General features: G+C 65.3%; 18 protein-coding genes. 9 read left to right on the top strand and 9 right to left on the bottom strand.

Features of this window, described 5'->3' with window-relative positions; genetic code table 11:
• The first annotated feature begins 397 nt into the window (after positions 1-397).
• The 9 genes from ABWO17_RS09620 to ABWO17_RS09660 all read left to right on the top strand — a co-directional run bounded on the left by ABWO17_RS09620 (position 398) and on the right by ABWO17_RS09660 (position 12,158).
• The gene (locus ABWO17_RS09620) at positions 398-1,975 is read left to right on the top strand and encodes a sigma-54 interaction domain-containing protein (protein ID WP_353117955.1); all 1,578 of its coding nucleotides are present in this window, start codon (positions 398-400) and stop codon (positions 1,973-1,975) included.
• A gap of 499 nt (positions 1,976-2,474) precedes the next feature.
• A complete protein-coding gene (gene gabT / locus ABWO17_RS09625; RefSeq protein ID WP_353117957.1) occupies positions 2,475-3,785 on the top strand; it encodes a 4-aminobutyrate--2-oxoglutarate transaminase in 1,311 nt (436 codons plus the stop codon).
• Between the two features lie 135 nt (positions 3,786-3,920).
• Positions 3,921-4,943 (top strand): ABC transporter ATP-binding protein, encoded by a 1,023-nt coding sequence (locus ABWO17_RS09630; protein WP_353117959.1) that lies wholly within the window; start codon positions 3,921-3,923, stop codon positions 4,941-4,943.
• A complete protein-coding gene (locus ABWO17_RS09635) occupies positions 4,936-5,847 on the top strand; it encodes an ABC transporter permease (protein WP_353117961.1) in 912 nt (303 codons plus the stop codon). Before ABWO17_RS09630 ends, ABWO17_RS09635 begins: the two co-directional genes overlap by 8 nt.
• Positions 5,844-6,644 (top strand): ABC transporter permease, encoded by an 801-nt coding sequence (locus ABWO17_RS09640; RefSeq protein ID WP_353117963.1) that lies wholly within the window; start codon positions 5,844-5,846, stop codon positions 6,642-6,644. Before ABWO17_RS09635 ends, ABWO17_RS09640 begins: the two co-directional genes overlap by 4 nt.
• Positions 6,645-6,647: 3 nt before the next feature.
• Positions 6,648-7,691 (top strand): polyamine ABC transporter substrate-binding protein, encoded by a 1,044-nt coding sequence (locus ABWO17_RS09645; RefSeq protein ID WP_353117965.1) that lies wholly within the window; start codon positions 6,648-6,650, stop codon positions 7,689-7,691.
• 355 nt (positions 7,692-8,046) lie between these two features.
• On the top strand, positions 8,047-9,399 hold the full coding sequence (locus tag ABWO17_RS09650; protein WP_353117967.1) for a putrescine aminotransferase: 1,353 nt from the start codon (positions 8,047-8,049) through the stop codon (positions 9,397-9,399).
• 173 nt (positions 9,400-9,572) lie between these two features.
• Positions 9,573-11,009 carry an aminobutyraldehyde dehydrogenase gene (locus ABWO17_RS09655; protein ID WP_353117969.1) on the top strand — a complete coding sequence of 479 codons (1,437 nt, stop codon included), beginning with the start codon at positions 9,573-9,575 and terminating at the stop codon, positions 11,007-11,009.
• A 3-nt stretch (positions 11,010-11,012) separates the two neighbouring features.
• Complete coding sequence (locus tag ABWO17_RS09660) at positions 11,013-12,158, top strand: agmatine deiminase family protein (protein ID WP_353117971.1); 1,146 nt, start codon at positions 11,013-11,015, stop codon at positions 12,156-12,158.
• Between the two features lie 264 nt (positions 12,159-12,422).
• Here the strand turns inward: ABWO17_RS09660 and ABWO17_RS09665 are convergent, their stop codons facing one another.
• The 9 genes from ABWO17_RS09665 to fdnG (ABWO17_RS09705) form a co-directional block, all read right to left on the bottom strand.
• Positions 12,423-13,703 (bottom strand): DUF697 domain-containing protein, encoded by a 1,281-nt coding sequence (locus ABWO17_RS09665; RefSeq protein WP_353117973.1) that lies wholly within the window; start codon positions 13,701-13,703, stop codon positions 12,423-12,425.
• A 323-nt stretch (positions 13,704-14,026) separates the two neighbouring features.
• Complete coding sequence (locus ABWO17_RS09670; protein ID WP_353117975.1) at positions 14,027-14,437, bottom strand: winged helix-turn-helix domain-containing protein; 411 nt, start codon at positions 14,435-14,437, stop codon at positions 14,027-14,029.
• A gap of 392 nt (positions 14,438-14,829) precedes the next feature.
• The gene (locus tag ABWO17_RS09675) at positions 14,830-15,261 is read right to left on the bottom strand and encodes a formate dehydrogenase subunit gamma cytochrome c-553 (protein WP_353117977.1); all 432 of its coding nucleotides are present in this window, start codon (positions 15,259-15,261) and stop codon (positions 14,830-14,832) included.
• 14 nt (positions 15,262-15,275) lie between these two features.
• Entirely contained in the window at positions 15,276-16,217 is a 942-nt protein-coding gene (locus tag ABWO17_RS09680) for a formate dehydrogenase accessory protein FdhE (RefSeq protein WP_353117979.1), read from the bottom strand.
• 75 nt (positions 16,218-16,292) lie between these two features.
• The gene (locus tag ABWO17_RS09685) at positions 16,293-16,952 is read right to left on the bottom strand and encodes a 4Fe-4S dicluster domain-containing protein (RefSeq protein ID WP_353117981.1); all 660 of its coding nucleotides are present in this window, start codon (positions 16,950-16,952) and stop codon (positions 16,293-16,295) included.
• A gap of 54 nt (positions 16,953-17,006) precedes the next feature.
• Entirely contained in the window at positions 17,007-20,048 is a 3,042-nt protein-coding gene (gene fdnG / locus ABWO17_RS09690) for a formate dehydrogenase-N subunit alpha (RefSeq protein ID WP_353117983.1), read from the bottom strand.
• Positions 20,049-20,763: 715 nt separating this feature from the next.
• Positions 20,764-21,774 carry a formate dehydrogenase accessory protein FdhE gene (locus ABWO17_RS09695; RefSeq protein ID WP_353117985.1) on the bottom strand — a complete coding sequence of 337 codons (1,011 nt, stop codon included), beginning with the start codon at positions 21,772-21,774 and terminating at the stop codon, positions 20,764-20,766.
• Positions 21,775-22,060: 286 nt separating this feature from the next.
• The gene (locus tag ABWO17_RS09700; protein WP_353117987.1) at positions 22,061-22,708 is read right to left on the bottom strand and encodes a 4Fe-4S dicluster domain-containing protein; all 648 of its coding nucleotides are present in this window, start codon (positions 22,706-22,708) and stop codon (positions 22,061-22,063) included.
• 10 nt (positions 22,709-22,718) lie between these two features.
• Positions 22,719-25,757 (bottom strand): formate dehydrogenase-N subunit alpha, encoded by a 3,039-nt coding sequence (gene fdnG, locus ABWO17_RS09705; RefSeq protein ID WP_353117989.1) that lies wholly within the window; start codon positions 25,755-25,757, stop codon positions 22,719-22,721.
• Positions 25,758-25,887: the final 130 nt, after the last annotated feature.

Raw genomic sequence — 25,887 nt, forward strand, 5'->3', positions numbered from 1 at the left:
CCCGAACCTAGACCCGTGCCCCATCGGCTTCAAATGAAAATTTTGGAGGGTAGACCGGAAACAGGCTGAAAAAGGGGGGAAAGGATGCTGCATCTTGCCGGAATGAAAGCGGGTGTTGCCATTTACAATTTTCGTAAACCGGATCGCTGATTTGGGGTGGGCGGGCTGCGCGGCGTTGCCCGGCTGGCGGCGGGTGCGCTAGAAGCGGGATGCAGGGGGCGTGCGTGCCGGTCTCCTTCCGGGGCCGTCCGCATGATGAAACGCGCCGGAGCCCGCCGCGCGCAGCATTGCCGTGGCAGGTTTTCCCCTCGCCGGATTCGCAACCCTCACGCCAGCATTCCTCACGCCAGCATTCCCTGGGCCAGCCTTTCCCGGAGCAACCTTCCCCGGAGCAATCATGACCAGACCATCCCGTCCCCATGCCAGGGGGGCCGCCAACCAGAAATCCGGCCTTGCCGGAACCCCGGACCACCCGGACCACCCGGACGCCCCGGACTCCTCGGACGCTGTGGATTCCTCGGACCTGACCAGAGCCGACCGCGTTGTGCCCAGCGGCGACCTGTCCGCCTGCCGGGAAGAAGTGCGCCGCCTGCGCGCGGCCTTCGATTCGGCCAGTGACGGCATCTGGATCACGGCGGGCGACGGCACCGTGCTGGACGTGAACAAGACCTCGCTGGTGCTCAACCGCATCCGCGCGGAAGAAGTGCTGGGGCTGGACGTGCGGGCCATCGTGGGGTTGGGCATCGTGGATCGTTCGGCCACCATGGAAGTGCTCCAGCACCGGCGGCAGGTTGGCTTCGTGCAGCAGGCGGGCCGCACCGGGCGCCATCTGTTCGTTACCGGCGTGCCCGTGTTCGGCGATACCGGCGAAATCGAAATGGTGGTGGTGCACGAACGCGACGTGACCGACCTGCGCAACATGCGCGACACCATGGAGGAAACCCGCCGCGCCTTCCGCAAGGCAGAAGAGGAACTGACCGAACTCAAGCTGCTGGAACTGGCCGACCGGGACATCGTGGCGGAAAGCAAGCAGATGCGCCAACTGCTGGCCACCTGCCTGAAGCTGGCCCGGCTGGACGCGCCCGAGGTGCTGGTCCTTGGCGAATCGGGCACGGGAAAGGGGCTGCTGGCCAAGTTTCTGCATCGCCACGGCCCCCGCGCCGCAGGGCCGTTCATCCAGGTGAATTGCGCCGCATTGCCGCCCTCGCTGTTCGAGGCGGAGCTGTTCGGTTACGAGCGTGGCGCCTTCAGCGGTGCGCAAGAGGGGCGGGCCGGGCTGCTGGAACTGGCGCGCGGCGGCACCTTCTTTCTGGATGAAGTGGGCGACATGCCCCAGGAAGTGCAGGCCAAATTGCTGAAATGCCTGGATGAGCGCGAATACTATCCCCTGGGCGGGCGCGAGCCGCGCGCCGTGGACTGCGCCATCGTCACCGCCACCAACCGCGACCTGGAACGGGACGCCGCCGGGCGGCGCTTTCGGCAGGACCTGTACTACCGCCTGTCCACCTACGTTGTGCGCATCCCCCCGTTGCGCGAACGACCGGAAGACATGTTGGCCCTGGCCCAGCGCGAACTGGACCGCCTGAACGGCGAATTCCGCGCCACCAAGCGGCTGACCCCCGTTTCCATGAGCCTGCTGCAATCGCACCCCTTTCCGGGCAACGTGCGCGAACTGTCCAACCTGCTCAAGAAGGCGGTGATCATCGCGGAAGGGGACCAGTTGGATGCCGCGCTGGCAGAATCGTTGGGCACGCGCCCCGCGTTCATTGGTGGCGAAACCGGGCTGGAAGAGGAGCTGGCGGCGGTGGAGCGGGAAATCCTGCTGCGGGCTGCGGCACGCTGCCGTACCACGCGGCAGATGGCCGAATATCTGGGGGTCAGCCAGCCCACCGTGGTGCGCAAGATGGCCCGCCATGGCGTGCACCTGCCGGAACACGGCAAAGGCAGGCCGGGCGTGCGCGTGTCGCACCAATGACGATTTTGTATAAAATACGAAAAGTATAACATTCTATTATTATTAGGTATTTATTATACGCCGTATGCGGAGAGAAGCAATTCGGTCAGGTATGGTGCGCTGTGATCCAACGTGAAATGTATTGGAAACATTTTTGTCATTTTCAGAAAAGTGACAGTTTATCACTGAAATAAAACGATATTTGTGTTCATTGTTGCTGTGGTCACCACTCCTTTTCGCGTGAGTATGAGGCAAAGCATCGTGTCATGACCCTTTGATTACGTTTTTGTATTTTTGCTTTTTTGATTCAAAATCAAATCAAATGAATACATTATAATATCATGTTGTTACGCTATGTCGTAATTCAATATTGAATCAAGTGTGTTTTTCGATTATTGCGCCTGTGCTGTAACTTCTCAAAATACTGCATGATTCTTCAGTTGGTCCGCCGCTTGCTCTCTCAAGGCCATTCCCCCTGCACTGGCTGGGGGCAACCTTGCGAAACAGGCGGCAACCATCCATGTCCTCTTCCTCCTCTCTTCTGGAACGCCGTCGCACCGCTGTCCCGCGTGGGGTCGGGAACCTCTGCGACTGTTTCGCCGCATCCGCGTCGGGTGCGGTCATCCGCGACGTTGACGGTCGCGAATACATCGATTTTGTCGGCGGCATCGGCGTCAACAACGTGGGGCACTGCCATCCGGACGTGGTGGCCGCCGTGCGCGACCAGGCCGGAAAGCTGCTGCATTCCTGCTTCCACATCGCCATGTACGAGCCGTACGTGGCCCTTGCCGAGCGGCTGGCCGCGCTGACCCCCGGCGACTTCCCCAAGAAGACCCTGTTCCTGAACAGCGGCGCCGAGGCCGTGGAAAACGCCGTCAAGATCGCCCGGCGCGCCACCGGGCGGCAGGGCGTCATCGCCTTTGAAACGGGGTTCCATGGCCGCACCCTGCTGGCCATGAGCCTGACCAGCAAGGTCAACAACTACAAGCGCGGCTTCGGTCCCTTCGCCCCGGAAGTGTACCGCATGCCTTACGCCTACTGCTATCGCTGCCCCATGGGCCGCACCCATCCCGACTGCGGTCTGGCCTGCGCCGACCACCTGGAAAGCTTTTTCATCGACCACGTTTCCCCCGACCAGGTGGCCTGCCTGATCGTGGAACCGCTGACCGGCGAGGGCGGCTTCATCGTGCCGCCGCCCGGCTATTTCAAGCGGCTCATGGAAATCTGCCACAAGCACGGCATCGTGTTCATTGCCGACGAAATCCAGACCGGCGTGGGCCGCACCGGCACCATGTTCGCCATGGAGCAGCACGGCGTGGCTGCGGACATTACCCTGGTGGCCAAAAGTCTTGGCGGCGGCATGCCCCTTTCCGCCGTGGTGGGTCGCGCCGAACTGATGGACGCCCCCGATCCCGGCGGCCTTGGCGGTACCTACGGCGGCAACCCGGTGTCCTGCGCTGCCGGGCTGGCCGTGCTGGACGTGTTCGAAAAGGAGCGGCTGCTGGAAACGGGCCGCGCCCTGGGCGAATCGTTGCGGGCCACCTTTGCCACGTGGGCGGACGAGATGGACTGCATCGGCGACATTCGCGGCATGGGGCCCATGCTGGCGCTGGAACTGGTCCGCGACCGCGCCACGCGCGAGCCCGCCGGGGCCGAGGCCAAGGCCATCGTGGCGCGCTGCACGGAAAAGGGGTTGCTCCTCCTGTCCTGCGGGCACCACGGCAACGTGCTGCGCATGCTGATGCCCCTGGTCATCGGGCAGGACGAACTGACGCGCGGCCTGGCCATTCTGCACGATACCATGTCCGAGGTTTTCGGCGGCAAGGGGTAGGGCGGGGGGGGCCATACCAGTCGGCAGACCCTGTCCGCTTGGCCCGCAGCCTCGGTTCGGTCGGATACGAGAAGAAGGCGGCTTGGAAACGGTCCCCGCAGCCCACGCAGCAAGCCCCGCACGCAAGGAGCACGCATGAGTCTTGAGGCATACGCCATCTACAAGAATTACGGCGAGGTGGAGGCCCTGCACAACGTGGACCTGGTCACCGAGCGCGGCGAATTCTTTACCCTGCTGGGGCCTTCCGGCTGCGGCAAGACCACCCTGCTGCGGATAATCGCCGGGCTGGAACTGCCCGACTCCGGCACGGTGATGCTGACCGGCGACAACGTGACCACGCTGCCCGCCAACGAGCGCAACGTGAACACGGTGTTCCAGAGCTACGCGCTGTTCCCGCACCTGACCCTGTTCGAGAACGTGGCCTTCGGCCTGCGCTCGCGCCGCATGACCGGCGCGGTGGTGACCGACAAGGTCATGGCCGCCCTTGCCATGGTGCACATGGAAGACAAGAAGGACCGCCTGCCCAGCCAGCTTTCCGGCGGCCAGAAGCAGCGCGTGGCCCTGGCCCGCGCCCTGGTCAACGAGCCGGAGGTGCTGTTGCTGGACGAACCCATGTCCGCACTGGACGCCAAGCTGCGCCACGCCGTGCAGGCGGAACTGCGCCAGTTGCAGCAGAAGCTGGGCAAGACCTTCATCCTCGTCACCCACGACCAGGAAGAGGCGCTGACCGTGTCCGACCGCATCGCCGTCATGCGCCAGGGCAGGGTGGTGCAGTGCGCCCCCGCGCGCGAACTGTACGAGCGCCCGGTGAATCGCTACGTGGCCGACTTTCTGGGCAAGGCCAACATCATCGCCGGGCGGCGCGCCGAGGGCGGCGTGGAGACGGAACTGGGCCTGCTGCGGCTGGATACCCCACCCGCGTGGGAACAGGGCGAACTGGCCATCCGGCCGGAAAACATCGTGTTCCACCCCGAGCGCCCCGCCGTGAACGGCCTGCGCGCACGCGTGACCGAGGCGTTTTACCGGGGCGACAGGATGGAGGTGTGGCTCGAACCCGGCAACCTGCGCATGAGCGCCGCACCGCGCAGGGGCATCGCCAAGGGGGACGAGATCTGGATCGAACTCTTGCCCGGCGCGCTGGTACCCCTGCATGAGTAGCCAACACCATCTCGTCTGGAACGGCGAACTCACCACCCGCCTGCGGCTGATCCGGCGCGGCATGTACCTGGCGGCACCGGGCATGCTGTGGATACTGCTCTTTCTCGCGCTGCCCAGCCTGCTGCTGATCGTGATCAGCATGACCACGCGTGGCGACTACGGGCAGATCGAATGGGTGTTTTCGCTCGACAACTTCACCCGGCTTCTGGGCTTCAGCAGCTACGGCTGGTCGGCCGACTACCTGTGGATTCTCTTCCGCAGCGTGTGGGTGGCGTTCTGGACCACGCTGGTCTGCGTGCTGCTGGCCTACCCGTTGTGTTTCCACATCGCCAACCGCGCGCCGGAAAAACGCTATTTCTGGCTGACGCTCATCATCATCCCGTTCTGGACCAACCTGGTCATCCGGGCCTACGCGTGGCTGCTGGTGCTGGCCCCGCAACTGCCCTTCGCCAAATTCGCCGCCGTGCTCGGCATCATTCCGGACGGGTCGCCCCTCTATCCCAGCGCGCTCGCCGTGTACCTCGGCATGGTGGCCACCTTCCTGCCTTTCGTGGCCATGCCGCTGTACGCCAACGTCGAAAAGCTGGACTGGGCGCTGGTGGAGGCCGCCAAGGACCTGTACGCCGGGCGCGCGCGCATCTTCTGGCACGCCATCTGGCCGCAGACGGTGCCCGGCCTTTCCGTGGGCATCACCCTTACCTTCATACCCGCCATGGGCATGTTCGTGGTGCCCGACCTGCTGGGCGGGGCCAAGTACATGCTGGTGGGCAACCTTATCCAGCAGCAGTTCGGCACCAGCCGCGACTGGCCCTTCGGCGCGGCGGTTAGCCTTGCGCTGATGGTGCTGACCCTGGTGGGCCTGCACGTGCAGCGCAAGCACAGCGGGGAAGGGGGCGTGCCATGAGGCGCTTTCACTGGATCGTCCCCTTTACCGCCGTGGGCTCGCTGGTGTTCCTGTACGTGCCGCTGCTGGCCGTGGCCGTGTTCTCGGTGAACGCCTCGCGCTTCGGGCTGACCTGGCAGGGCTTTACCCTGAAGTGGTACCAGCGCCTGTTCGCCAACGAGCAGATCCTGGAGGCCGCGTGGAACACCCTGTTCCTGGCCGGGGTGTCCACCGTCATCGCCACGGTGCTGGGCACGGTGCTGGCCATCGGGCTGAAGCGCTACCCCTGGTCGCGCCGGGTGTACACCCTGCTGGACATCAACCTGCACCTGCCGGTGGTGACGCCGGAAATCGTCTTCGCCGCCGCGCTGGCCGTGGCCTTCGGCCTGTTGCGCATGGTCTTTTCGGTGTTCGAACCGGGCATGCTGAACATGATCATCGGCCACGTGACCTTCCAGGTGTCCTTCGTGGCGCTGGTGGTGGGTGCCCGGCTGGCCTCCATATCCACCGACATCGAGGAAGCCGCGCGCGACCTGTACGCCGACAACGCCTACATCATGCGCCACGTCATGCTGCCATTGCTGAAGCCCGGCATCGTGGGCGGGGCCATGCTGGCCTTCACCCTTTCGCTGGACGACTTCGTTATCAGCTTCTTCACCGCCGGTCCCACCTCGGTCACCCTGCCGCTGTATATCTACGCCACCGTGCGGCGCGGCGTGACCCCGGACATCCACGCGCTGTCAACGCTGGCGCTCTGCGTCACCGTCATCCTGGTCATGATCTCGGAACGGGTAACCCGCAAAACCAACAAGGAGTGATCCATGCGCAAGATTCTCTTCATGGCGCTGGCGATGGTCCTGCTCGCCGCAAACATGGCTATGGCCGCGGACAAGGAACTCCGCCTGTTTATCTGGTCCGAGTACATGCCGGAGGACTTCGTCCCCAACTTCGAAAAGGAAACCGGCATCAAGGTGCGCGTGGACTACTACGAGTCCATGGAAGAGATGATCGCCAAGCTTCAGGCGGGCGGCGTTTCGCAGTACGACATCGTGGTGCCCTCCGACTACCTGCTGCCCACCATGGTCAACCTGGGCCTGCTGGCAAAGATCGACCACGCCAAGGTGCCCAACCTCAAGAACCTGGACGAGCTGTTCGTGAACCCCAAGTACGACGCGGGCAACACCCACAGCGTGGCCTACCAGTGGGGCACCCTGGGCATGATGTACAAGAAGGGCAAGGTGCCCGGCGACCCGCCCTCGTGGGCCGTGATGTTCGACGAGAAGAAACAGGCCGGGCCCTTCGTGCTCATCGATTCGGTGCGTGAAATGCTGGGCAGCGCGCTTGTCTACATGGGCAAGGACGTGAACACCACCGATCCGGCGGACCTGAAGGCCCTGGCCGACATGATGCTGAAGGTGAAGAAGAGCAAATACTTCCAGGGCTTCGAAGTGGGCACCGGTGCCCGCAGCAAGGTGGTGGCCGGTACCGCCGTGGCCGCCATCGTCTACAACGGCGACGGCCTGCGCGCGGTGGCCGAAGACCCCACCTCCGGTTTCGCCAACCCCGCAGAAGGCGCGGTGATGTGGGTGGACAACCTGTGCATTCCCGCCAAGGCCCCCCACCCCGAAGCGGCCCACAAGTTCATCAACTACGTGCTCGACGCCAAGAACGGCGCGCACCTGTCCAACTGGACGCAGTACCCCACGCCCAACAAGGCCGCCAAGGAATTCATCACCCCCGAAGACTTGGCGAACCCGGCCATCTACCCGACCAAGGACTACATCGGCAAGCTGCAGCTGCTGCGCGACCTGGGCAAGGAAAACCGGCTGTATGACGAGTTGTGGACCATGATCAAGACCCGGTAGGCAGCACGCTCCGTCCTTTCGTTCTCCGGCGTCGTCAGATTTCGTCTTTCACTCCGGTCACGCACGCCAGAAGTGCGCTCGCTTCGTGAACGTCTCATCTCCCTCGCCGGAGAACGAAAATCCTGTCGCGTGCCGCACGGCAAGCGCGGGCAAGAGCAACACGCGGCCCCATCGCCACGCTGGCGATGGCGCGCGACAGACCGCATCAGCACAGACTTCGATTTTCCGGGGGCGCGTTCCTCCGGCTCCGCGGCGGACCCCGAAAGGGGGGTGCAGGGGGCACAGGCCCCCTGCCCGCCGGAGGCGTGAGACCACAGGCAACCCCGCCCCCATCACCGCAACACAGGAAGGCCGTATGAGCCGCGACATCGCTCTCGCAAAGCAGGAAGCAACCCGCATTCTGGACATCGTCCGCCGCCCGGCGGACGCCATCACCCGTGAGGAGCGCGAACGCATCACCCGCGACACTGCGGAAAATTTCGCCAACCACATCAACAAGGGCTTCTTGCAGTACCGCAAGTCCGTCACCGAATCGGGCGGCTTCGCGGTTACCGAATGGGTTGGCAGCGGGTCGATCATGCGCGACGCGCTGGACCGCGAATACATCGACATGCTGGGCGGCTTTGGCCTGTACAGCCACGGCATGCGCCATCCGCGCATCGTCGAGGCGGTAAAGGCCCAGCTCGACCGGTCGCCCCAGTACAGCCAGGAAATGCTGGACCCCCTGCGGGCGCAACTGGCCAAGGTGCTTGCCGCGCTGACCCCCGGCGACATCCAGTACGGGTTCTTTGCCAACAGCGGCACGGAAGCCATCGAGGGCGCGCTGAAGCTGGCCAAGTTCTACACCGGCAAGTCGGGCTTCGTGTCCATGCTCAAGGGCTTTCACGGCAAGACGTTGGGGGCGCTTTCGGTAATGGGCAAGTCGGTGTTCCGCGAACCCCTGCTGCCCCTGCTGGGCGGCGTGCAGTTTGCCCCGTTCGGCGATGCCGACGCGGTGGAACGCATTCTTGCCTCGGCCCAGGCCGTGGGCGCGGGCATTGCCGCCGTCATCGCCGAACCCATCCAGGGCGAGGCGGGGGCCGTGGTGCCCCCCGACGACTTCTGGCCCCGCCTGCGTGAAATCTGCACCAAGTACGGCGTGCTGCTGATCGCCGATGAAGTGCAGACCGGCTTCGGGCGCACCGGCACCGTGTTCGGCGTGGACCACTGGGACGTTGCGCCGGACATCATGTGCTTCGGCAAGGCCCTGGGCGGCGGCGTGGTGCCCATGTCCGCGTTCATGTCCACGCCGGAAATCTGGAAGGTCATGGAACCCAACCCGTTCATGCACACCACCACCACAGGCGGCAACCCGCTGGCCTGCGCGTCGGCCCTTGCGGGCATAGAGGTGATGCTGGACGAGGACCTGCCCGGACAGGCCAAGGCCAAGGGCGAGTACATGCTGGAGCGCCTGCACGACCTTCAGGAACGCTACCCCGGCATCTTCCGCGAGATTCGCGGCAAGGGCCTGCTCATCGGCATGGACTTCCTGGATGGCGAGACGGGCTACAAGGTGGCCGCCGGGCTGTTTGCCCGCAACGTGCTGACGGCGGGTACCCTGACCAACTCGGAATGCATCCGCATCGAACCCGCGCTGAACACACCCATGGAACTGCTCGACGAAGTGCTCAACCGGCTGGAGGATGTTCTCCGCCACATCCGTGCCTAACTGATGGCAACTCGGCCTTTTGCCCGCTGGCATCGTCAAACGTCATCAGCCGTTCCGGTCAAATACCATAAGAGTATGTTCCCTCCACGGCAGACTCGTTTTCCTTGCCAGCGAACAAAAATCCGAATTGCGGCTGAGACGTTAGTGCTGCACGCCGCCAAAGGAGGCCAGCAATGAACATGAAGCTCTGGATCGACGGCGCGTGGACCGAAGGCGCCGCAGGGCGCACCCTGCCCGTGGAAAACCCCGCCACCCGCGAAACCGTGGGTACCGTCATTGCCGCCACAGCGGCGGACGTGGACAAGGCCGTGGCCGCCGCCAAGGCTGCCTTCTACGACGGACGCTGGTCGCGCCTGTCGCCCGGCGCGCGCTCCAAGGCGCTGTGGAAGCTGGCGGACCTGCTGGAGGCCAACATGGAGGTCTTCGCCCGCGTGGAGTCGGAAGACACCGGCAAGCCGTACGAGTTCCTCAGCCTGGGGGGCGACCTGCCGTTCTGCGTGGACAACCTGCGGTTCTTTTCCGCCGCAGTGCGCGACACGCACGGCCACCATGCCGGTGAATACATGCCCGGCTACACCTCCATCTACCGGCGCGAGCCGGTGGGGGTGGTGGGCCAGATCGCCCCGTGGAACTACCCGCTGCTGATGGCGGTGTGGAAGCTTGGGCCGGCCCTTGCCGCCGGGTGCACGGCGGTGCTGAAGCCCGCCACCATCACCCCCCGCACCGCGCTGATGCTGGCGGAACTGACCGCGCAGGCTGGCATTCCCGACGGGGTGGTCAACGTGATCACCGGCAACGTGGGCGAGATGCTGGTCAAGCACCCCGACATCCGCATGGTCAGCCTGACCGGGGCCACGGAAACGGGCCGCTCGGTCATGCGCACGGCTGCGGACACCCTGAAGCGCGTGCACCTGGAGCTGGGCGGCAAGGCCCCGCTGGTGGTGTTCAACGATGCCGACGTGGAACTGGTGGCCGCCAAGGCCTCGCTGGCCGCGTTCTGCAACACCGGGCAGGACTGCACGGCGGCCACCCGCGTCTACGTGCAGCGCGACAAACTGGCGCAGGTTACCGACGCGCTGGTGGCGGCCATGCAGGGCGTGGTGGTGGGCGACCCCTTCGACGGGGCCACCCAGATGGGGCCGCTGGTGTCCGCCGGGCATCTGGCGTCCGTCGGCGGCTTCGTGGACCGCGCCCGCGCCGCAGGGGCCAGGGTGCTGTGCGGCGGCAAGCTCGCCACGGGGGTTGGAGCCGGGTACTACTACGAGCCCACGGTCATCATGGACGCGGACCAGAAGTCGGAGATCGTGCAGGAGGAAGTGTTCGGCCCGGTGCTGACCGTGCTGCCCTTCGATACCGAGGACGACGCCGTGCGCCTGGCCAACGACGTGGTCTACGGCCTTGCCTCGTCGGTGTTCACCAGCGACGTGGGCCGCGCCATGCGCGTTTCCGCCGCGCTGGAATTCGGCACCGTGTGGATCAACGACCACCTGCCGCTTACCTCGGAAACGCCCCACGGCGGCTTCAAGCAGTCCGGCTTCGGCAAGGACCTGTCCAGCGAGGCGGTGGGCGACTACCAGATCACCAAGCACGTCATGATCAACCAGGGGTAGCCCATGTTCATGACACAGGAGGATACCGACGTGAGGCGCACCGCACTCACGCCGCCAAGATTCGCGCCGGTGCGGTTGCCGGTGCGCGCCCCCGCCTGCGACGGGCTGCACATGCCCGCCGAATGGGAGCCGCACGCGGGCTGCTGGATGGCCTGGCCGTGCCCCGGCCCGCTGTGGCTGGACGCCCTGGAACCGGCGCGGGCATCGTATGCCGCCGTGGCGCGGGCCATTGCCCGGTTCGAGCCGGTGACCATGCTGGCCCGTCCGGAAGACGCCCAGGTCGCCGCCGCCCTGTGCGGCGCCACCGTGACCGTGCTGCCCGCGCCCATCGAGGATGCCTGGATGCGCGATTTCGGCCCCACCTTCCTGGTGGACGGCGCGGGCGGCGTGGCGGGTGTGCACTGGCTGTTCAACGCCTGGGGACACACCTACGACGAACCCACCCACGACGACGGCGTGGCCCAGCTCATCCTGTCGCGCCTCGGCATGCGGCGCTACGCGGCCCCGTTCATCCTCGAGGGCGGGTCCATCCACGTGGACGGGCAGGGCACCCTGATCACCACCGAACAGTGCCTGCTGGACCCGCGCCGCAACGCGGGCATGACCAAGGCCGATTTCGAGGAACTGTTCACCGCGTACCTCGGCGTGCGCAAGGTGGTCTGGCTGGGCGAGGGGCTGGAGGGCGACGATACGCACGGACACGTGGACATCGTGGCCAGCTTTGCCCGGCCCGGGGTGGTGCTGCTGCACCGCTGCGACGACCCGGAAGACCACAACCACGCGGTCTACCAGGACAACCTGCGACGGCTGGAACTGACCACCGACGCCTGCGGCAGGCCGTTCGAGATCATCACCATCGACCAGCCCGCCCGCGTGGACCACGGCGACAGGCGGATGGACCTTTCGTACATCAACTTCTACGTGGCCAACGGGGGCATCGTCATGTCCGCCTTCGGCGAGCCGGGCGACAAGCCGGACCCGCTGAATTCGCTGAGTTCGCAGGACAGGGCCGCCTTCGAAACCCTGCGCCGGGTCTTTCCGGGGCGAGAGGTGGTGCAGGTGCATTCGCTGGACATCTTCCGGGGTGGGGGCGGCATCCACTGCATCACCCAGCAGCAGCCCACGGGCAGGCCGTTGCCGCCGTTCTGATTCCCACCGACGATATCGCGCTGTCTTCCCTTCCGACAGTGGGCGGCCCGTGGCACATGCTGCGGGCCGCCGTGCGTTGGTGGGCGGGAGGTGGCGCGAAGGGGGAGTAGAGTGGAGAGGATGCCAGTCGCGCCTTTTGCGGAACTGGCGGACAGGATGGGGAGAGGATGTCAGTCGCGCTTCTTGCGGGACAGGCGGACAGGCTGCGGAGAGGATGCCAGTCGCGCCTTTTGCAGAACTGGCGGACAGGCTGCGTAGGGTGCGTCAGTCGCGCTTCTTGCGAAACAGGCGCAGGGGATTGGGGATGCGGCTGCGGGGGGAAGGTGTTGTCGCGCCGTCCGGCGTGCGGGCGGAGTCGCCCGCGCGGGTGGCATGGGCGTGCGGCGGTGTGCCGGTGCACGGCGGGGCGGATTCGTCTTTCCCGGCGTTGTTCCGGGGGGCCTCGTCGCGGAAAGGCATGGCCTTGGCCACGGAGGTGGCCATGTCCCCGGCCCGGTGGACCACGTCGCCCACCCCGTGCGCCGTGGCCCGTGCCCCTTTGCGTACCGCATCGGCGGTGCGGCGGGCGGTGCCCTCCAGACCCGCCCGGATGCCCGATGCCACGCCGCCCATGGCCGCCTTGACCACGGCACGTCCCAGCCCGGCGGTCATCCGCCCGAGCAGGGCTGCCGATTCGCGGTAGGGGTTCTGGCGTGCCGGACAGCCGGGCAGTACCGGGGACAGCATGTTGCGGGTGACGATGCCCACCCGCAGGGCCAGCAGGGCATTGGCGGAACCGTCCACCAGCGCGGCGGCCAGCAGGGTGCCCATGTGCGAGGCACCCGGCATCGAGGCCAGCGGCGATGCCGTGAGCAACGGACCGAGCAGGGCGTGGACGTGCTCCTCAAGCCCTGCCTCTTCCAGCGCGCCCGCCGCCAGCGCGGTGCCCGCCACGTTGATGTACAGGCGCACCATGTCGCGCGGGTGGGGCCGCTGGTCGTAGATGGACGAGACGCGCCATACCAGGCGCGCCAGCAGCACCAGCACGATGAGGGTGTCCAGCCTGCCGTTGCGGGCCACGGCGGTGGACAGGAAGATGCGCGAGGCGGTGCGCTTGGTTTCGCGCAGGGCGGCGGCGTCCAGCGCGCGCAGCAGGGCGGCGGCTTCGGCCACTTCCGCCGTTACCGGGGGCGTGCCCTGGGCACGGCTGGTGCCCGCCGTCGCAGGGACAGGCCCGGTCGCCATGTGGGCAACGCCGCCTTCGCGCAGGTGCGGGTTGGCCCGCAGGCGTGCGGTAAGGCGACGCAGGTAGTCGCGCAGTGCTTCCGGCGTGGGGTTCTGCGGCTGGACCAGCGGGCGGGGGCGCAGGAACCAGGTACCCCCCAGCCAGCACAGTGCGCCGAGGTAGGCGGCCATGCCGCCCCAGAAGACGATTTGCCCCAGCAGCGGGTGAATGCGCGTGGCCATGTCGGACAGGGTCAGCACCTGCCCGCCGATGAATACGAACAGGCTGGCGCACAGAACTGCCGCGAACAGGAATAGGGCACGGGGGACGAACTGGTGCATGGGGCTCCTTGCCGCGAGGTGCCGGGGGATGGGCAGGCGTGAACCGGTGATGTTCGGGCCATAACCCGGCGATGTTCGGGCCATGCTCGGACCAAGATCGGGTCATGATCGGACTGTGATCCGGCCACGATTGGCCACGATTTGATGTCTGGCCTTTCCTATCAGGTGCGACAGCATGGGGGCATCGTCAAGCCCGGCATGGGGCACGGCGTGGGACTGGCCCGTGTGCGGGCATGGCTGGCCTGGCGGGCATGACTGGCATGACGGGTGCGGGTGGGGTGGAAGGGCGCAGTGAGCGGAAGGGCGTTGGCGTGCCCGGAGGACTATTTGACGTCGCGGACCTTGTCCTCGAACTGGCGGACCGGCCACGGCAGCACCGTGGCGGCGCTTTCCACGGCGCAACGCTCCACGGTGGCAAACCACGCGCGAAAGCGGTCCATGGCTTCGCGCCCGGCCGGGGTCAGCCGGTACCCTTCGCGGTTGCTGCCCGCCTTTTCCACCAGGCGCAGGCCAAGGGCGGTTTCGGTTTGCTTCAGCTTGCCCCACGCGGCACGGTACGACATGCCCAGCGCTTCCGCCGCCTTCTTCAGCGAGCCGTGTTCATAGATGGCCAGCAGCAGCATGGCCCGGCCCATGCCGAAGACCATTTCGCCGTCCTCTTCCAGCCACAGGTGCAGGCGGACGGTGGGACGGGGGGCAGGGGTGGGGGCGGGGCGAAGGGGAGTGGTGGTCATGCGCGTGTTCCGTGTAGGTGGTGAAACCGTCGCCAGTGCGGACAGGCCAGCGTGCGCGGACAGGCCAGCGTGCGCGGACAGGCCAGCGTGTGCGGACAGGGCTGGTCACGGCCTGTCCTGTTTGCGTGACTGACAGGCTATGTGCTGGTCCAAGCATACCTGCTCACAATGACATAATCACGGGCTGATGAAAACCGGCACTCGGCCGGTCCGGTTTGTCTGGCCCCGGGTTGCCCTGGCGGTGATGGCCATGCAGGCCGACCAGCCGGGGCCCGCCCCGCCCAAAGCCACGGAGAGCGCCGACCGGATGGCCGGTCGGCGCTGGTGGGCAGTGTTGGCCGTTCAACATGGGCCGTACAGTACGGGCCGTGCTGGCAGGTCCGCCGCGAAGGCTACTTCGTCTTTGCGGCGGCGTCCTTCTTGGCCTGCGCGCTCATGTGGCAGGGACGGCAGCCCGAGAATTCGGGATGGTCCTTGGCCATCTGCTTGTGGCAACCGTAGCAGGAACGGTCGGTGTCCTTGGCGTGGTACGCCACGAACATGCTCATGGTGTCGCGCTCGCGGGGGCCGGGCGTGGCATGGCAGTCATTGTTGGTGCACGAAGCGAAGGGCTTCGCGGGGTCGGGCGTGTCGTGGTGACACTGCTCGCACGCCACGTCCTTGTGGGTGGTGTGGTTGAACTTCACGTGCATCCGCTTGGAGGTGCCGTGCTTCAGTTCAATGGCCTTCTTCGGGGCCTTGGCGGCATCCCCGGCGTCGGCCGCCAGGGCCGTACCGGCCACGAGCAGGGTCAGTGCAAACAGGGAGATGACCAGGTATTTCATCAAGGTGCTCCTGTTCAATACATATTCCAGAAGGAAGGTCTGAGGGGGCGCAACTTCTTGCGCGCCGCGACCATGTCCAGATGCATCATGCCCAGCGCCAGGGCGTCCAGATTGGGGGCGGCCTCGCGTTCCCGCAGGTCCACGGTGGGACAATAGGTGTTGCACTTGGTGCACCAGTCCAGCCGTTCGCCTCGGGCGGCTTCGGCTTCCCGCAGCATTTCCATGGTGCCGCTGGCCTCCTTTCCGCACGAGGGGCAGGCCCCCCGCAGGAACTTCCAGGCGGCGCCGCACAGGGAGCAATGCAGGTGCTTCTTGCCACCGCCGCCAGCCAGGTAGGCGTTCTTTTCGTCCAGCATGGGCTTGTCCAGCCAGGCGATGGTAGGAAAGGCGCCGCACACCGGGCAGTAGCCCTGTTGCCATGCCCCGTCCGTGTCCCAGGGGGCTTCCCCGTCTTCGGGCAGGGCATCGGCAACCATGGCGTGCAGCACCGGGGACAGCACGAAGCCGGTGACAAACGCAAGCACGTCCGGTTCCACGCCGCCATCAGCGGCTATGGATTCGATGGACCTGCCCGCCACCACGGCCTCGGCCAGGGCGTCGCGGGTATCCCCGTTTTCCACCGGGCGCAGGAAGAACGCCCGCAGCGATTCCGCGTGCGGAGCCACCGTCTCTATGGTGGTCAGAAGCGGCAGCAGTTCTTCCGCCGCTCGGCGCATGGGCGCGGCGATGCCGGTCAGGGCAACGCCCGCCAGCAGGGATACCCCCTGCTGGGCGCGGTCCCACTGTTGTTCCGGCAGGCGCAGGCCCGCCTCGCGCACGGTCTCCGCCAGTGTTCCGGCCAGCGCGTCGCCGGCGGAAAGCAGGGGTTCGAAGACCCGCAGCACGGGTTCAAGGACAGGACGACGGGCAGTGACATCAGCCAGCGTATCCGCGACACTTTGGCGTTTGGCGGCCATGAATGCTCCACGAGAACCGGAGGCCGGGGCCTCCATCAGAGGGTGAACGCGGGGCACGGGGCGCCCGCAGGCCAGCTACATGAAACCGGCGTACTCGTAGTAATGCTCTTTTTCTTCCGCCAGCAGGTAGATGACGCTCACGTCCTCCATGTCCACCAGATGGGCCTTGGGGAAGCGCTCCTTGGCGATCGCAAGGCGCTTCTGCGCCACGACCAGTATTTCCTCGCGCTCGCCAAAGACCATGGTGCCGGTGGGACAGGTCTTCACGCAGATGGGTTGCATGCCCGCGGACACGCGGTCGAAGCACATGTCGCACTTGGTGATGCGCTTGGTCTTGGGGTCGATGCGGGGGATGTTGTACGGACAGGCCTCGGCCACGGCCTTGGCGTCTGCCGGGCTGAGCTTGGCCGACTTTTCGGTGGCCAGCACGGCGCCGGTCTTCTTGTCCTTGATCATGGCGCCGGGCACGGCCATGTCGGCCACGTCCACGCACACCGGGGTCACGCAGTGGCGGCACTGGTCGGGGAAGAAGTTCCAGACCACAACGCCTTCCTTGGTCATCCGTTCGTTGAAGCGGACGATCTTGAGGTTGTTGGGGTTGAGGTCCGGGGGGTTCTGGTGTGAACCGCGCTGCTTGGTCTCGTTGGCGGGCAGATCGTGCCATTCCTTGCACGCGATCTGGCAGCCGCGACATGCCGTGCATCGGGTTGTATCTACTAAAAATGCCTTGGGCATCGTAGTGCTCCTTGGAGGGGGGCGCGCCCCGCGGCGGGGCGCGCCCTGTTCCGGTTAGGCTATTTCGGTCAGCTTGTCGGCCTTGCGCAAGTTGACGAGACAGGCCTTGCTTTCGGGAATGGTGGTGTTCGGGTCGTACGCGCCAACGGTAAGGCGGTTGGTGGAATCACCGCACTTGGGCGTGGTCCAGCCGTAGGCGAAAGGCATGCCCACGAGGTGTACCGTCTTGCCCATGATGGTGAAGGGCCGGATGCGCACGGTGACCATGGCAATGGCCTCCACGCGCCCGCGCGCACTTTCCACGATCACGCCGTCGCCGTTGTTGATGCCCTTTTCCTTGGCCAGCTCGTGGCTCATCTCTATGTAGAGCTGAGGCTCGGTTTCCAGCAGGTTGGGCACGTTGCGCGTTTCGCCGCCGCCGCACCAGTGTTCCGTCAGGCTGTAGGTGGTGAGCACGTACGGGTAGTTGGGGTCGGCCGCCTTGGCGAACTGGTCCATGTCCGAGGTGTGGAACTTGTAGACCGGGCTGGACAGCTGCTTGGAGAACGGATGGCTGTCCAGCGGGGTTTCCGCAGGTTCGTAGTGCTCGGGGAAGGGACCGTCCACGCGGCCCGTGCCGTAGAACTGGGCCAGGCCGTCCTTGGTCATGATGAAGGGCAGCTTGCCCTTTTCCTTGTCGGCCATGGGCGGCCACGGGCCGTCGGGCACGTCGCCGATCCACTTGGCGCCGTCCCATTCGATGACGGCCTTCTGGGGGTTGAACGGCTTGCCGTTCAGGTCCACCGAGGCGCGGTTGTACAGCACGCGGCGGTTCACCGGCCAGCACCACGACCAGTTGGGGAACAGGCCGATGTTGGCCTGCATGGGCGTCTGGCTGGCGTCACGCTTCTTGGACTTGTTGCCGGCTTCCTCGGTGTAGCTGCCCGCGTAGACCCAGTTGAGCGAAGAGGTGGAACCGTCGTCCTTCAGCTGGGCGAAGGCGGGCACCAGTTGGCCACGCTTGTACTCCTTGTCGCCCACCTTGGTGTCGGCCCAGAAGAAGCCGTTGATGCGGCGGGTCCACTCTTCCGGATCGAACTTTTCAGTCCAGTGCATCTTCAGCAGGGGTTCGGGCAGGACTCCGCCTTCCTTCCTGTACAGGTCGCGGATCTTGTTGATCAGCGGCACGAAGATGTCGGCGAAGTTGCGGGCCTGTCCGCCCGGCTCCACCGCCTTGTCGAACCACTGCAACCAGCGGCCGCTGTTGCTGATGGTGCCCGCCTTTTCGATGCGGTGGGCCGACGGCAGCAGGAACACCTCGGTCTTCTTGGTCTTGGGATCAACGCCGGGGCGCTTCCAGTTGTCCGTGGTTTCCGAGTTGTGCAGTTCGGAGCAGACCAGCCAGTCCAGCTTGTCCAGCGCCGCGCGCATCTTGTTGGTGTTGGAGAAGCTGTTCATGGGGTTGACCCCGAAGATGAACCCGCCCTTGATCTTGCCATGGTACATCTTGTCCATGACGTACATGTACGAGCAGTCCTCGCCGGGTTCGAGCTTCGGCATGTATTCGTAGCAGAAGTCGTTTTCCGGGGTGGCTGCGTCGCCGTACCAGCCCTTCAGCAGGCTGGCCACGTACTTGGGACGGTTGCTCCACCAGTTGGCGCTGTTCTTCACCGTGGTGACCGGGGTGTTGGCCTTGTTGTAATCGGCCAGGGTCTGCCAGGTGGAAACGGGCAGGTTGTGGTAGCCCGGCAGCGAGCTGTACAGCAGGCCGTGGTCGGTGGAACCCTGCACGTTGGGTTCGCCGCGCAGGGCGTTGATGCCGCCGCCCGCGATGCCGATGTTGCCCAGCAGCAGCTGGATGAGTGACGAGGCGCGGATATTCTGCACGCCCACGGTGTGCTGGGTCCAGCCCAGGGCGTACATGATGGTGCCCGCCTTGTCCGGCTTGCCAGTGGCGCAGAAGGCGTCATACACGCGCAGCAGGTTTTCCTCGGACACGCCGGTGACGTCGGAGACGGTCTTCAGCGTGTAGCGCGAGTAGTGCTTCTTCATCAGGTTGAAGACGCACCGTTCGTTCTTCAGGGTTTCGTCGATGACCGGGCCGCCGTCGGGACCCTTTTCAAAGGCCCACTTGGACTGGTCGTACTTGCGGGTCTTGGGGTCGTACCCGCTGAAGAGGCCGTCGTTGAACTCGTAGTCCTTGCCGACGACAAAGGCGAAGTTGGTGTAGTTGAAGACGTATTCCTTGAAAAAGAGTTCCTTTTCAAGGATGTAGTTGATCATGCCGCCCAGGAAGGGGATGTCCGTGCCCGAACGCAGGGGCACGTGGAAATCGCACCGGGCGGACGTGCGCGAGAACTTGGGGTCCACGTGCATGAGCACGGCCCCGTTGTCCTTGGCCCGCATGACCCACTTGAAGGCGACAGGATGGTGTTCTGCGGCATTGCTGCCGATAATAAGCACTGCATCGCTATTCTTGATATCGATCCAGTGGTTCGTCATAGCCCCGCGACCGAACGACTCTGCCAGAGCCGCAACAGTGGGACTGTGTCAGACCCGGGCCTGGTGGTCCATTTGGACCATACCCAGGCTTCGTATGGCTTGATGGATGACGGCGCATTCCTCGTTGGAGGCGTGCGAGGTACCCATCATGAAGAGCGAATCAAGACGGTTGACCGTCTGGCCCTTTTCGTTCTTGAGAACCATGTCCTTGTCGCGGGCGTCCTTAACGCGGCGCGCGATCTGGTTCAGGGTCCAGTCCCAGTCCTTCTCCACCCACTTGTCACTGTGCGGAGCGCGGTACATCGGCTTCGTCAGGCGGTGCGGGTTGGTGTACATGGAGAACAGGGCCGCGCCCTTGGCGCACAGGGCCCCTTCGTTCACCGGAAAGTCGGGGTCGCCTTCGGTCGAAACGAGCTTGCCGTTGCGCACGTAGGCGATGATCTGACAACAGACGGAACAGAAGGGGCAGACACTGCCCACTTCCTTCGCGCCTTCGATCTTGAGTTTGCTGGCATACGCCTGCGCTTCTGCAAGATCGAACCCAAGCTGGCCGAGCGAGAGACCGACAGCGCTCACGCCCACGAGCTTGAGAAAACTCCGCCGCGTAGTTTTCATCTTCCACTCCTTGTTAAAGCCCCTCACAGAACCGGAAAGGTCTGTGGACCTTTTGCTGTACCCGCGAAAGCCTGCGCGCGGTCGTGCGCGCTCCCGTGAAGAAAGACGGGGAAACGACACGATGCCGCCGGGCGTGCGCGGGAATGGGCACCCTCACGGCTCCGCAGGCTGGAGAGAGCGGTCGCGCGGGCCGACAGGTGCCGCGCGACCGGTACGACCCTTGGCCTGCCGGAGAAGATGGCCTGGTGCCACCTTCGCATCGTATCTTTTGGGGGCATCCTAACAGGGTTTATGGCGAAAACAAGAAAATATTAATAGAAAACAGTTGGTTAAATGCAGCATATGCGCAGGCTTTGTCACTGTGTGAAGCGTGAGAGCTGTGCGTTATGGTTATTTACGGGTATTTTGAGTTTGTTATGAGGTTTTGCATGGCACCCGCCTGAAGCGTTGAAAATGCAGGTGGTTGCGTGATCAATCCGGAAAAGGGAGCCATCACGTGCACATGTGCCCCGGCCTGGTGGCCCGGACCGGATATCCGTGAACCCATACATGCACGAGCGCCCCGGCGGGCATGGCGGACGGTGCCGTCATGCCGCTCGGGACGCTGGTCAGGTGGTGTTGTTCCGTGTGGTTGCTGCGTGCCGATGGAGCCGCCGCGCGTTTTCCGGTCACGCGCGGAGGCTGGTCGCGGTTGTGAGCTCGGTCGGTTGTGGCGTCAGGCCGGGGTTTTCGCCGTGGCGGGCCTTGCGGGCCGGGCTGGCCGCGTGGTGTCGTCCACGCCGCCCGGCATGAAGCCCTTTTCCTGCAACAGCATGTCCAGGTGGGCCATGCCCAGCGGCAGCACCGAGGGCACGTCGCTGCCGCGGTGGCGCAGGTCCGCCGCCAGGATGTACCGGCGGCAGGACGCGCAGGCCTCGGCGCGTTCGTCCTCGAAGCCCTGCACGTAGCGCAGGGTGATGTTGTCCGGCTTGTCCACCCCGCAGAAGGGGCAGGCGGTGCGCTGATGGCGCCAGGTATGGTCGCACAGCGCGCAGACCAGCCAGCGCTGGCCGCCTTCACCACGCAGCACGCCCAGCTTGGGAGCCGTGCCGCACACCGGGCAGTGGCCGTGGGTCCAGCCGTCGGCATGCGGGGCAAGGTTTTGGGCCACGGCGCGCTGTACCCTGCGCGCGGCTGCCGTGGCCAGTTGCATGGCCACGAAGCCCACGGCATCGGGCGAAAGTCCGGCCCGGCGCGCCCATTCCTGGGCGGCGGCGATGCGCCCGGTCAGCGCCCACGCCGCCAGTTGGCGCGGCAGGGGGAGCTGATCCCGAGGGGGGAGGGTCGGGGTAGCCGTCGTGTCCGGCATTGCGCCCGGCGCTCCTTCCATTGTCAGGGCCAGCCGGGCCAGTTCGCGCACGTCATTGGCCACGGCGGGCAGCCCGGCGGCGATGGCCGGGGCCAGCACGGTCAGGGCATGGGTCAGGAAGGCGTCGTCCAGGGCGGGGCCGTCGGGCAGTTCATCGGCGGGCAGCAGGGCGCGGCCCTGCGCGAAAAGATCGGGTTCCACCCGCACCGGGGGCACGGGCACGGCTCCGTCGGGATCGGGCATTTCAGCCAGTTCCGCTTGGGCCACGCTGAGCGCGCGGAACGCGGCGATGAGCGGGGCGTGTTCGGGATGGCGGGCCAGCAGGCGGTCGAGGGTTTCCGAGGTGGTGCTGGAGAGAGTGGGGGAGGCGTCGGGCATGGGTATGTCCTTGCTATGCTGGCGGTGGGGGCTGTCCGTTCCGGGGAACGTCCGACCGCGTGATTTCGGCGTCATGACGCATATGGCGCCATAGGGCGGCAGGTAGGCCGCATCGGGCGCGGCGTCCAGTCCGGACCTTGTGCTGCGGTGTCGGAGCGTGGCGGCAGAGCCGGGGCTTGCCGTGCCATCACCGGTTGACCGTGACCGCGCCATTGGCGCGCGGCCACGGCCTTGCCGCATGGGGGCAGGCGGGATGCGTTTCCGCCTGCCCCCGTTTCCGCGGGGGTTACACGCCCGCAGCGTACTTGTGGTACTTCAGCGGGTCGTCCGTCACGATGAAGATGACGCGCACGTCGTCGGCGTTCAGCGCCTGGGCCTTGGGCCACGTCTTCTTCAGGATGTCCACGCGCCGTTTGGCCTCCGCCAGCATGGCGTCACGCTCGCCAAAGACCATGGCCCCAGTGGGGCACGACAGCACGCAGGCGGGGGTAAGCCCGCTGGTGATGCGGTCGAAGCACATGGTGCACTTGCGCATCACCTTGGTGTCCGGGTCCTGCCGGGGGATGTTGTAGGGGCACACGCTCAGCGACATCTCGAAGTCGCTCTTGCTGGTGCCTTCGGTGTACACCACCGCGCCGGTGGCATCATCATGGATCATCTCGTCGCCCTGCGCGCCCGCCAGACACGGCGGGTTCATGCAGTGGCGGCACATGTCCGAGAAGAAGTGCCAGTATGTCTTGCCGTCCTTGGTTCTGCCGTCCTCGAAGCGTACCACCTTGAAGGTCTGGTGGCTGAAGTCCGGCGGGTTCTGGTAGGTGCCGGTCTGCTTGGTCTTGGTGCCGGGCAGGCCGTTCCATTGCTTGCAGGCCACCTGGCAACCCCGGCAACCGGTGCAGCGGGAAACGTCGACGAGTATGGACTTTCCATCAGCCATGACTCACCCCCTATACCTTGACCACGTTGACCATGAACGCCTTGTACTCAGGCGTCATGGCGTTGGCGTCGCCCACCGTGGGAGTGAGCAGGTTGGCACTGTCGCCGTTGCCTTCGGGGAAGCGCCATCCGTAGTTGTACGGCATGCCCACCTGATGCAGCGTCTTGCCGTTGACCAGGAAGGGGCGGAAGCGCGGCGTGACCATGGCCACGCACTCCAGCTTGCCGCGTGCGGATTCCACGCGCACCTTGTCGCCGTTCTTGATGCCCTTTTCCTTGGCCAGTTCCTCGCTCATCTCCACGTATGCCTGGGGCATGGCCTCGGTAAGCCACGTCTGCCAGCGGGTGAAGGCACCGGTGCACCAGTGCTCGGTGGACGAATAGGTGGTCATGACGATGGGGAAGCGCGCGTCGGCGCTGGCCACCATGTCCTTGTCGCTGTTGTACAGCAGGATGGCGGGGTTGTTCTGTTGCGTTGACATCAGGTTCTTGGCCAGTGGGCTTTCCAGCGGCTCGTAGTGTTCCGGGAAGGGGCCGTCGCCAAGGCCCGGCCCGAACAGGGAACTGACCCCGTCGGGCTTCATGATGAACGGCAGCTTGCCGCCTTCCGCCGCCAGCGGCGGCGGGGCGCCATCGGGCACGTCGCCCACCCACTTGCCGTCCTTCCATTCCAGCACGGCGCGCTTGGGGTTGTAGGGCTTGCCGCTGGGGTCGCACGAAGCGCGGTTGTACAGCACCCGGCGGTTCACCGGCCAGGCGAACGACCATTCCGGGTACAGGCCGAGGCCCGTGGGGTCTGCCTTGCCGCGCCGCTGCATCAGGTTCTTGCCGTCCTGGGCAAAGCTGCCCGCGCAGATCCAGTTGCCCGACGAGGTGGAGCCATCGGCCTGCAACAGGGCAAAGGAGGGCACGCAGTCGCCCTTCTTGTACTGCTTGCCGCCGATTTCTACGTCGGCCAGGAAGTAGCCGTTGATCAGCTTGGCCACCTTCTCCGCGTCGTAGCCGCCCTTTTCGGCCAGACCGTCGGAGGTCATGTTCAGGATGGGATCGGGGAAGGTGCCGCCTTCCTTCTGGTACAGTTCCTTCAGCTTGTTCTGGATGCGGATGATGGCTTCACCCGCGTAGATGCAGTCGCCGGGGGCCTTGGTGGCCTCGTAGCGCCACTGAATCCAGCGGCCACTGTTGGTCTGGCTGCCGGCCTTCTCGACGGAGGCGGAGGCGGGCAGCAGGAAGACCTCGGTCTTGACCTTGGCGGGGTCCATGCCCGGCCCCTTCCAGAACGAGGCCGTCTCGTTGTCGAAGATGTTCAGGTGCACCATCCAGTCCAGCTTGGCGAAGGCGGCGCGCACCTTGTTCGAGTTGGGGATGCTGCACGCGGGGTTCTGGCCGAACACGGTCATGCCCCTGATCTTGCCGGCGTACATCACGTCGAACAGGGTCATGACCGAGTAGTCCTTGCCGTCCTCTGCCTTGGGCACCCAGGCGTAGCCGAATTCGTTGTCCTTGGTGGCGGCATCGCCGTACCACGACTTCAGCAGGCTGACCGCGTACTTGCCGTAGTTGGACTGCCAGTTGACGGATTTGGCTTCCGTGGTCGCGGGGGTGATCTTCTTGATGTACGATTCCAGCGTCTGCTGCGAGGCGCGCGGGGCCGAAAGGTAGCCCGGCAGGTAGTGGTACAGCAGCGCGTGGTCGGTGGACCCCTGCACGTTGGGTTCGCCGCGCAGCGCGTTGACGCCGCCGCCGCACACCCCGATGTTGCCCAGCAATAGCTGGACGATGGCCAGGGCGCGGATGTTCTGCACGCCCACGGTGTGGTGGGTCTGCCCCAGGGCGTACATGACGGTGCCCGCACGGTCCTTGGTGCCGGTGGACGAGAACATCTCGTACACGGTCTTCAGGTCCTTTTCGGGCGTGCCGGTGATGGAAGAGACCTTCTTCAGGTCGTAGCGGGCGTAGTGCGCCTTCAGCAGCTGGTAGACGCAGCGGGGGTTCTTCAGCGTCTCGTCGCGCAGGATGATGCCGCCCGCATCCTTCTGGTAGGTCCAGGTGGACTTGTCGTAGCCACGCTTGTCCGCGTCGTACCCGCTGAACAGCCCGTCCTTGAAGCCGAACTTGCCGTCCACCAGGAACGGGGCATTGGTGTAGTTGACCACGTAGTCGTGGAATATCTTGTTGTTGTCGATGATGTACTTGATCATCCCGCCCAGGAAGGCGATGTCCGTGCCCGAGCGCAGGGGGGCGTAGAAATCGGCCTTGGACGAGGTCCGCGTGAAGCGCGGGTCAACGTGGATCAGCTTGGCGCCCCTTTCCTTGGCGCGCATCACCCACTTGAAGGAGATGGGGTGGTTTTCGGCAGCGTTGCTGCCCTGAATGAGAATGCAATCACTGTGCTGGATGTCGATCCAGTGATTGGTCATCGCGCCGCGTCCGAACGACTCTGCCAGAGCCGGTACGGTGGGGCCGTGTCAGACCCGGGCCTGGTGATCGATGTACACCAGGCCGAGAGACCGCGCCCAGGCGGTGATGCTCCAGCATTCCTCGTTGTCCAGGTTGGAACTGCCCATGTGGGCCAGCGTTTCCACCCGGTTGACCACCTGGCCCGCCGCGTTCTTGGTGATGAAGGACTTGTCGCGCTCTTCCTTCATCAGCCGGGCTATGCGGTCGATGGCCCAGTCCCAGTTCTTTTCTTCCCACTTGTCCGAGTTGGGGGCGCGGTACAACACCTTGGTCAGGCGGTGTTCGTTGGCCTCGGTGGTCTGGAAGATGCCCGCACCCTTGGCGCACAGCGAACCTTCGCTCACCGGGTGCTCGGGGTCGCCCTCGATGTTGATGATCTTGCCGGTCTTCTCGTCGGTGGCGCAGATCAGGCCGCACCCCACGGAACAGTAACAGCAGACCGACATGGTCTGCCTGGCCGTCTTCAGGCGGTCGATCTTCTTGATCTCGTCCGCCCACGCCTCGATGGGCACGAGATCGACGCCCAGCCCGCACAGGGCGACACCCGCCCCAAGCACGCAGGACATCTTCAGGAATTGGCGTCTTCGCATTCCGGCAACCTCCTTGGATCAAGCTGCGCGGTCCGGCCCCGTCGCGCCGGTTCGCACCCCTGGCGGGGGCTGGCTGCGGCGGACCATGCGCCGTGTCCGCATGGTGAGTTTGGGGCAAGCGTAGCAGGTC

This window comes from Nitratidesulfovibrio sp. (assembly GCF_040373385.1).
Lineage (GTDB): Bacteria > Desulfobacterota > Desulfovibrionia > Desulfovibrionales > Desulfovibrionaceae > Cupidesulfovibrio.

Bases quoted from the DNA above. Each gene is read 5' to 3' on its own strand.
- gabT (WP_353117957.1), top strand. From the start codon at position 2,475: ATGTCCTCTTCCTCCTCTCTTCTGGAACGCCGTCGCACCGCTGTCCCG.
- ABWO17_RS09645 (WP_353117965.1), top strand. From the start codon at position 6,648: ATGCGCAAGATTCTCTTCATGGCGCTGGCGATGGTCCTGCTCGCCGCA.
- ABWO17_RS09635 (WP_353117961.1), top strand. From the start codon at position 4,936: ATGAGTAGCCAACACCATCTCGTCTGGAACGGCGAACTCACCACCCGC.
- ABWO17_RS09685 (WP_353117981.1), bottom strand. From the start codon at position 16,952: ATGCCCAAGGCATTTTTAGTAGATACAACCCGATGCACGGCATGTCGC.
- ABWO17_RS09620 (WP_353117955.1), top strand. From the start codon at position 398: ATGACCAGACCATCCCGTCCCCATGCCAGGGGGGCCGCCAACCAGAAA.
- ABWO17_RS09650 (WP_353117967.1), top strand. From the start codon at position 8,047: ATGAGCCGCGACATCGCTCTCGCAAAGCAGGAAGCAACCCGCATTCTG.
- ABWO17_RS09675 (WP_353117977.1), bottom strand. From the start codon at position 15,261: ATGAAATACCTGGTCATCTCCCTGTTTGCACTGACCCTGCTCGTGGCC.
- ABWO17_RS09680 (WP_353117979.1), bottom strand. From the start codon at position 16,217: ATGGCCGCCAAACGCCAAAGTGTCGCGGATACGCTGGCTGATGTCACT.
- ABWO17_RS09665 (WP_353117973.1), bottom strand. From the start codon at position 13,703: ATGCACCAGTTCGTCCCCCGTGCCCTATTCCTGTTCGCGGCAGTTCTG.
- ABWO17_RS09700 (WP_353117987.1), bottom strand. From the start codon at position 22,708: ATGGCTGATGGAAAGTCCATACTCGTCGACGTTTCCCGCTGCACCGGT.
- ABWO17_RS09660 (WP_353117971.1), top strand. From the start codon at position 11,013: ATGTTCATGACACAGGAGGATACCGACGTGAGGCGCACCGCACTCACG.
- ABWO17_RS09630 (WP_353117959.1), top strand. From the start codon at position 3,921: ATGAGTCTTGAGGCATACGCCATCTACAAGAATTACGGCGAGGTGGAG.
- ABWO17_RS09640 (WP_353117963.1), top strand. From the start codon at position 5,844: ATGAGGCGCTTTCACTGGATCGTCCCCTTTACCGCCGTGGGCTCGCTG.
- ABWO17_RS09655 (WP_353117969.1), top strand. From the start codon at position 9,573: ATGAACATGAAGCTCTGGATCGACGGCGCGTGGACCGAAGGCGCCGCA.
- ABWO17_RS09670 (WP_353117975.1), bottom strand. From the start codon at position 14,437: ATGACCACCACTCCCCTTCGCCCCGCCCCCACCCCTGCCCCCCGTCCC.
- ABWO17_RS09695 (WP_353117985.1), bottom strand. From the start codon at position 21,774: ATGCCCGACGCCTCCCCCACTCTCTCCAGCACCACCTCGGAAACCCTC.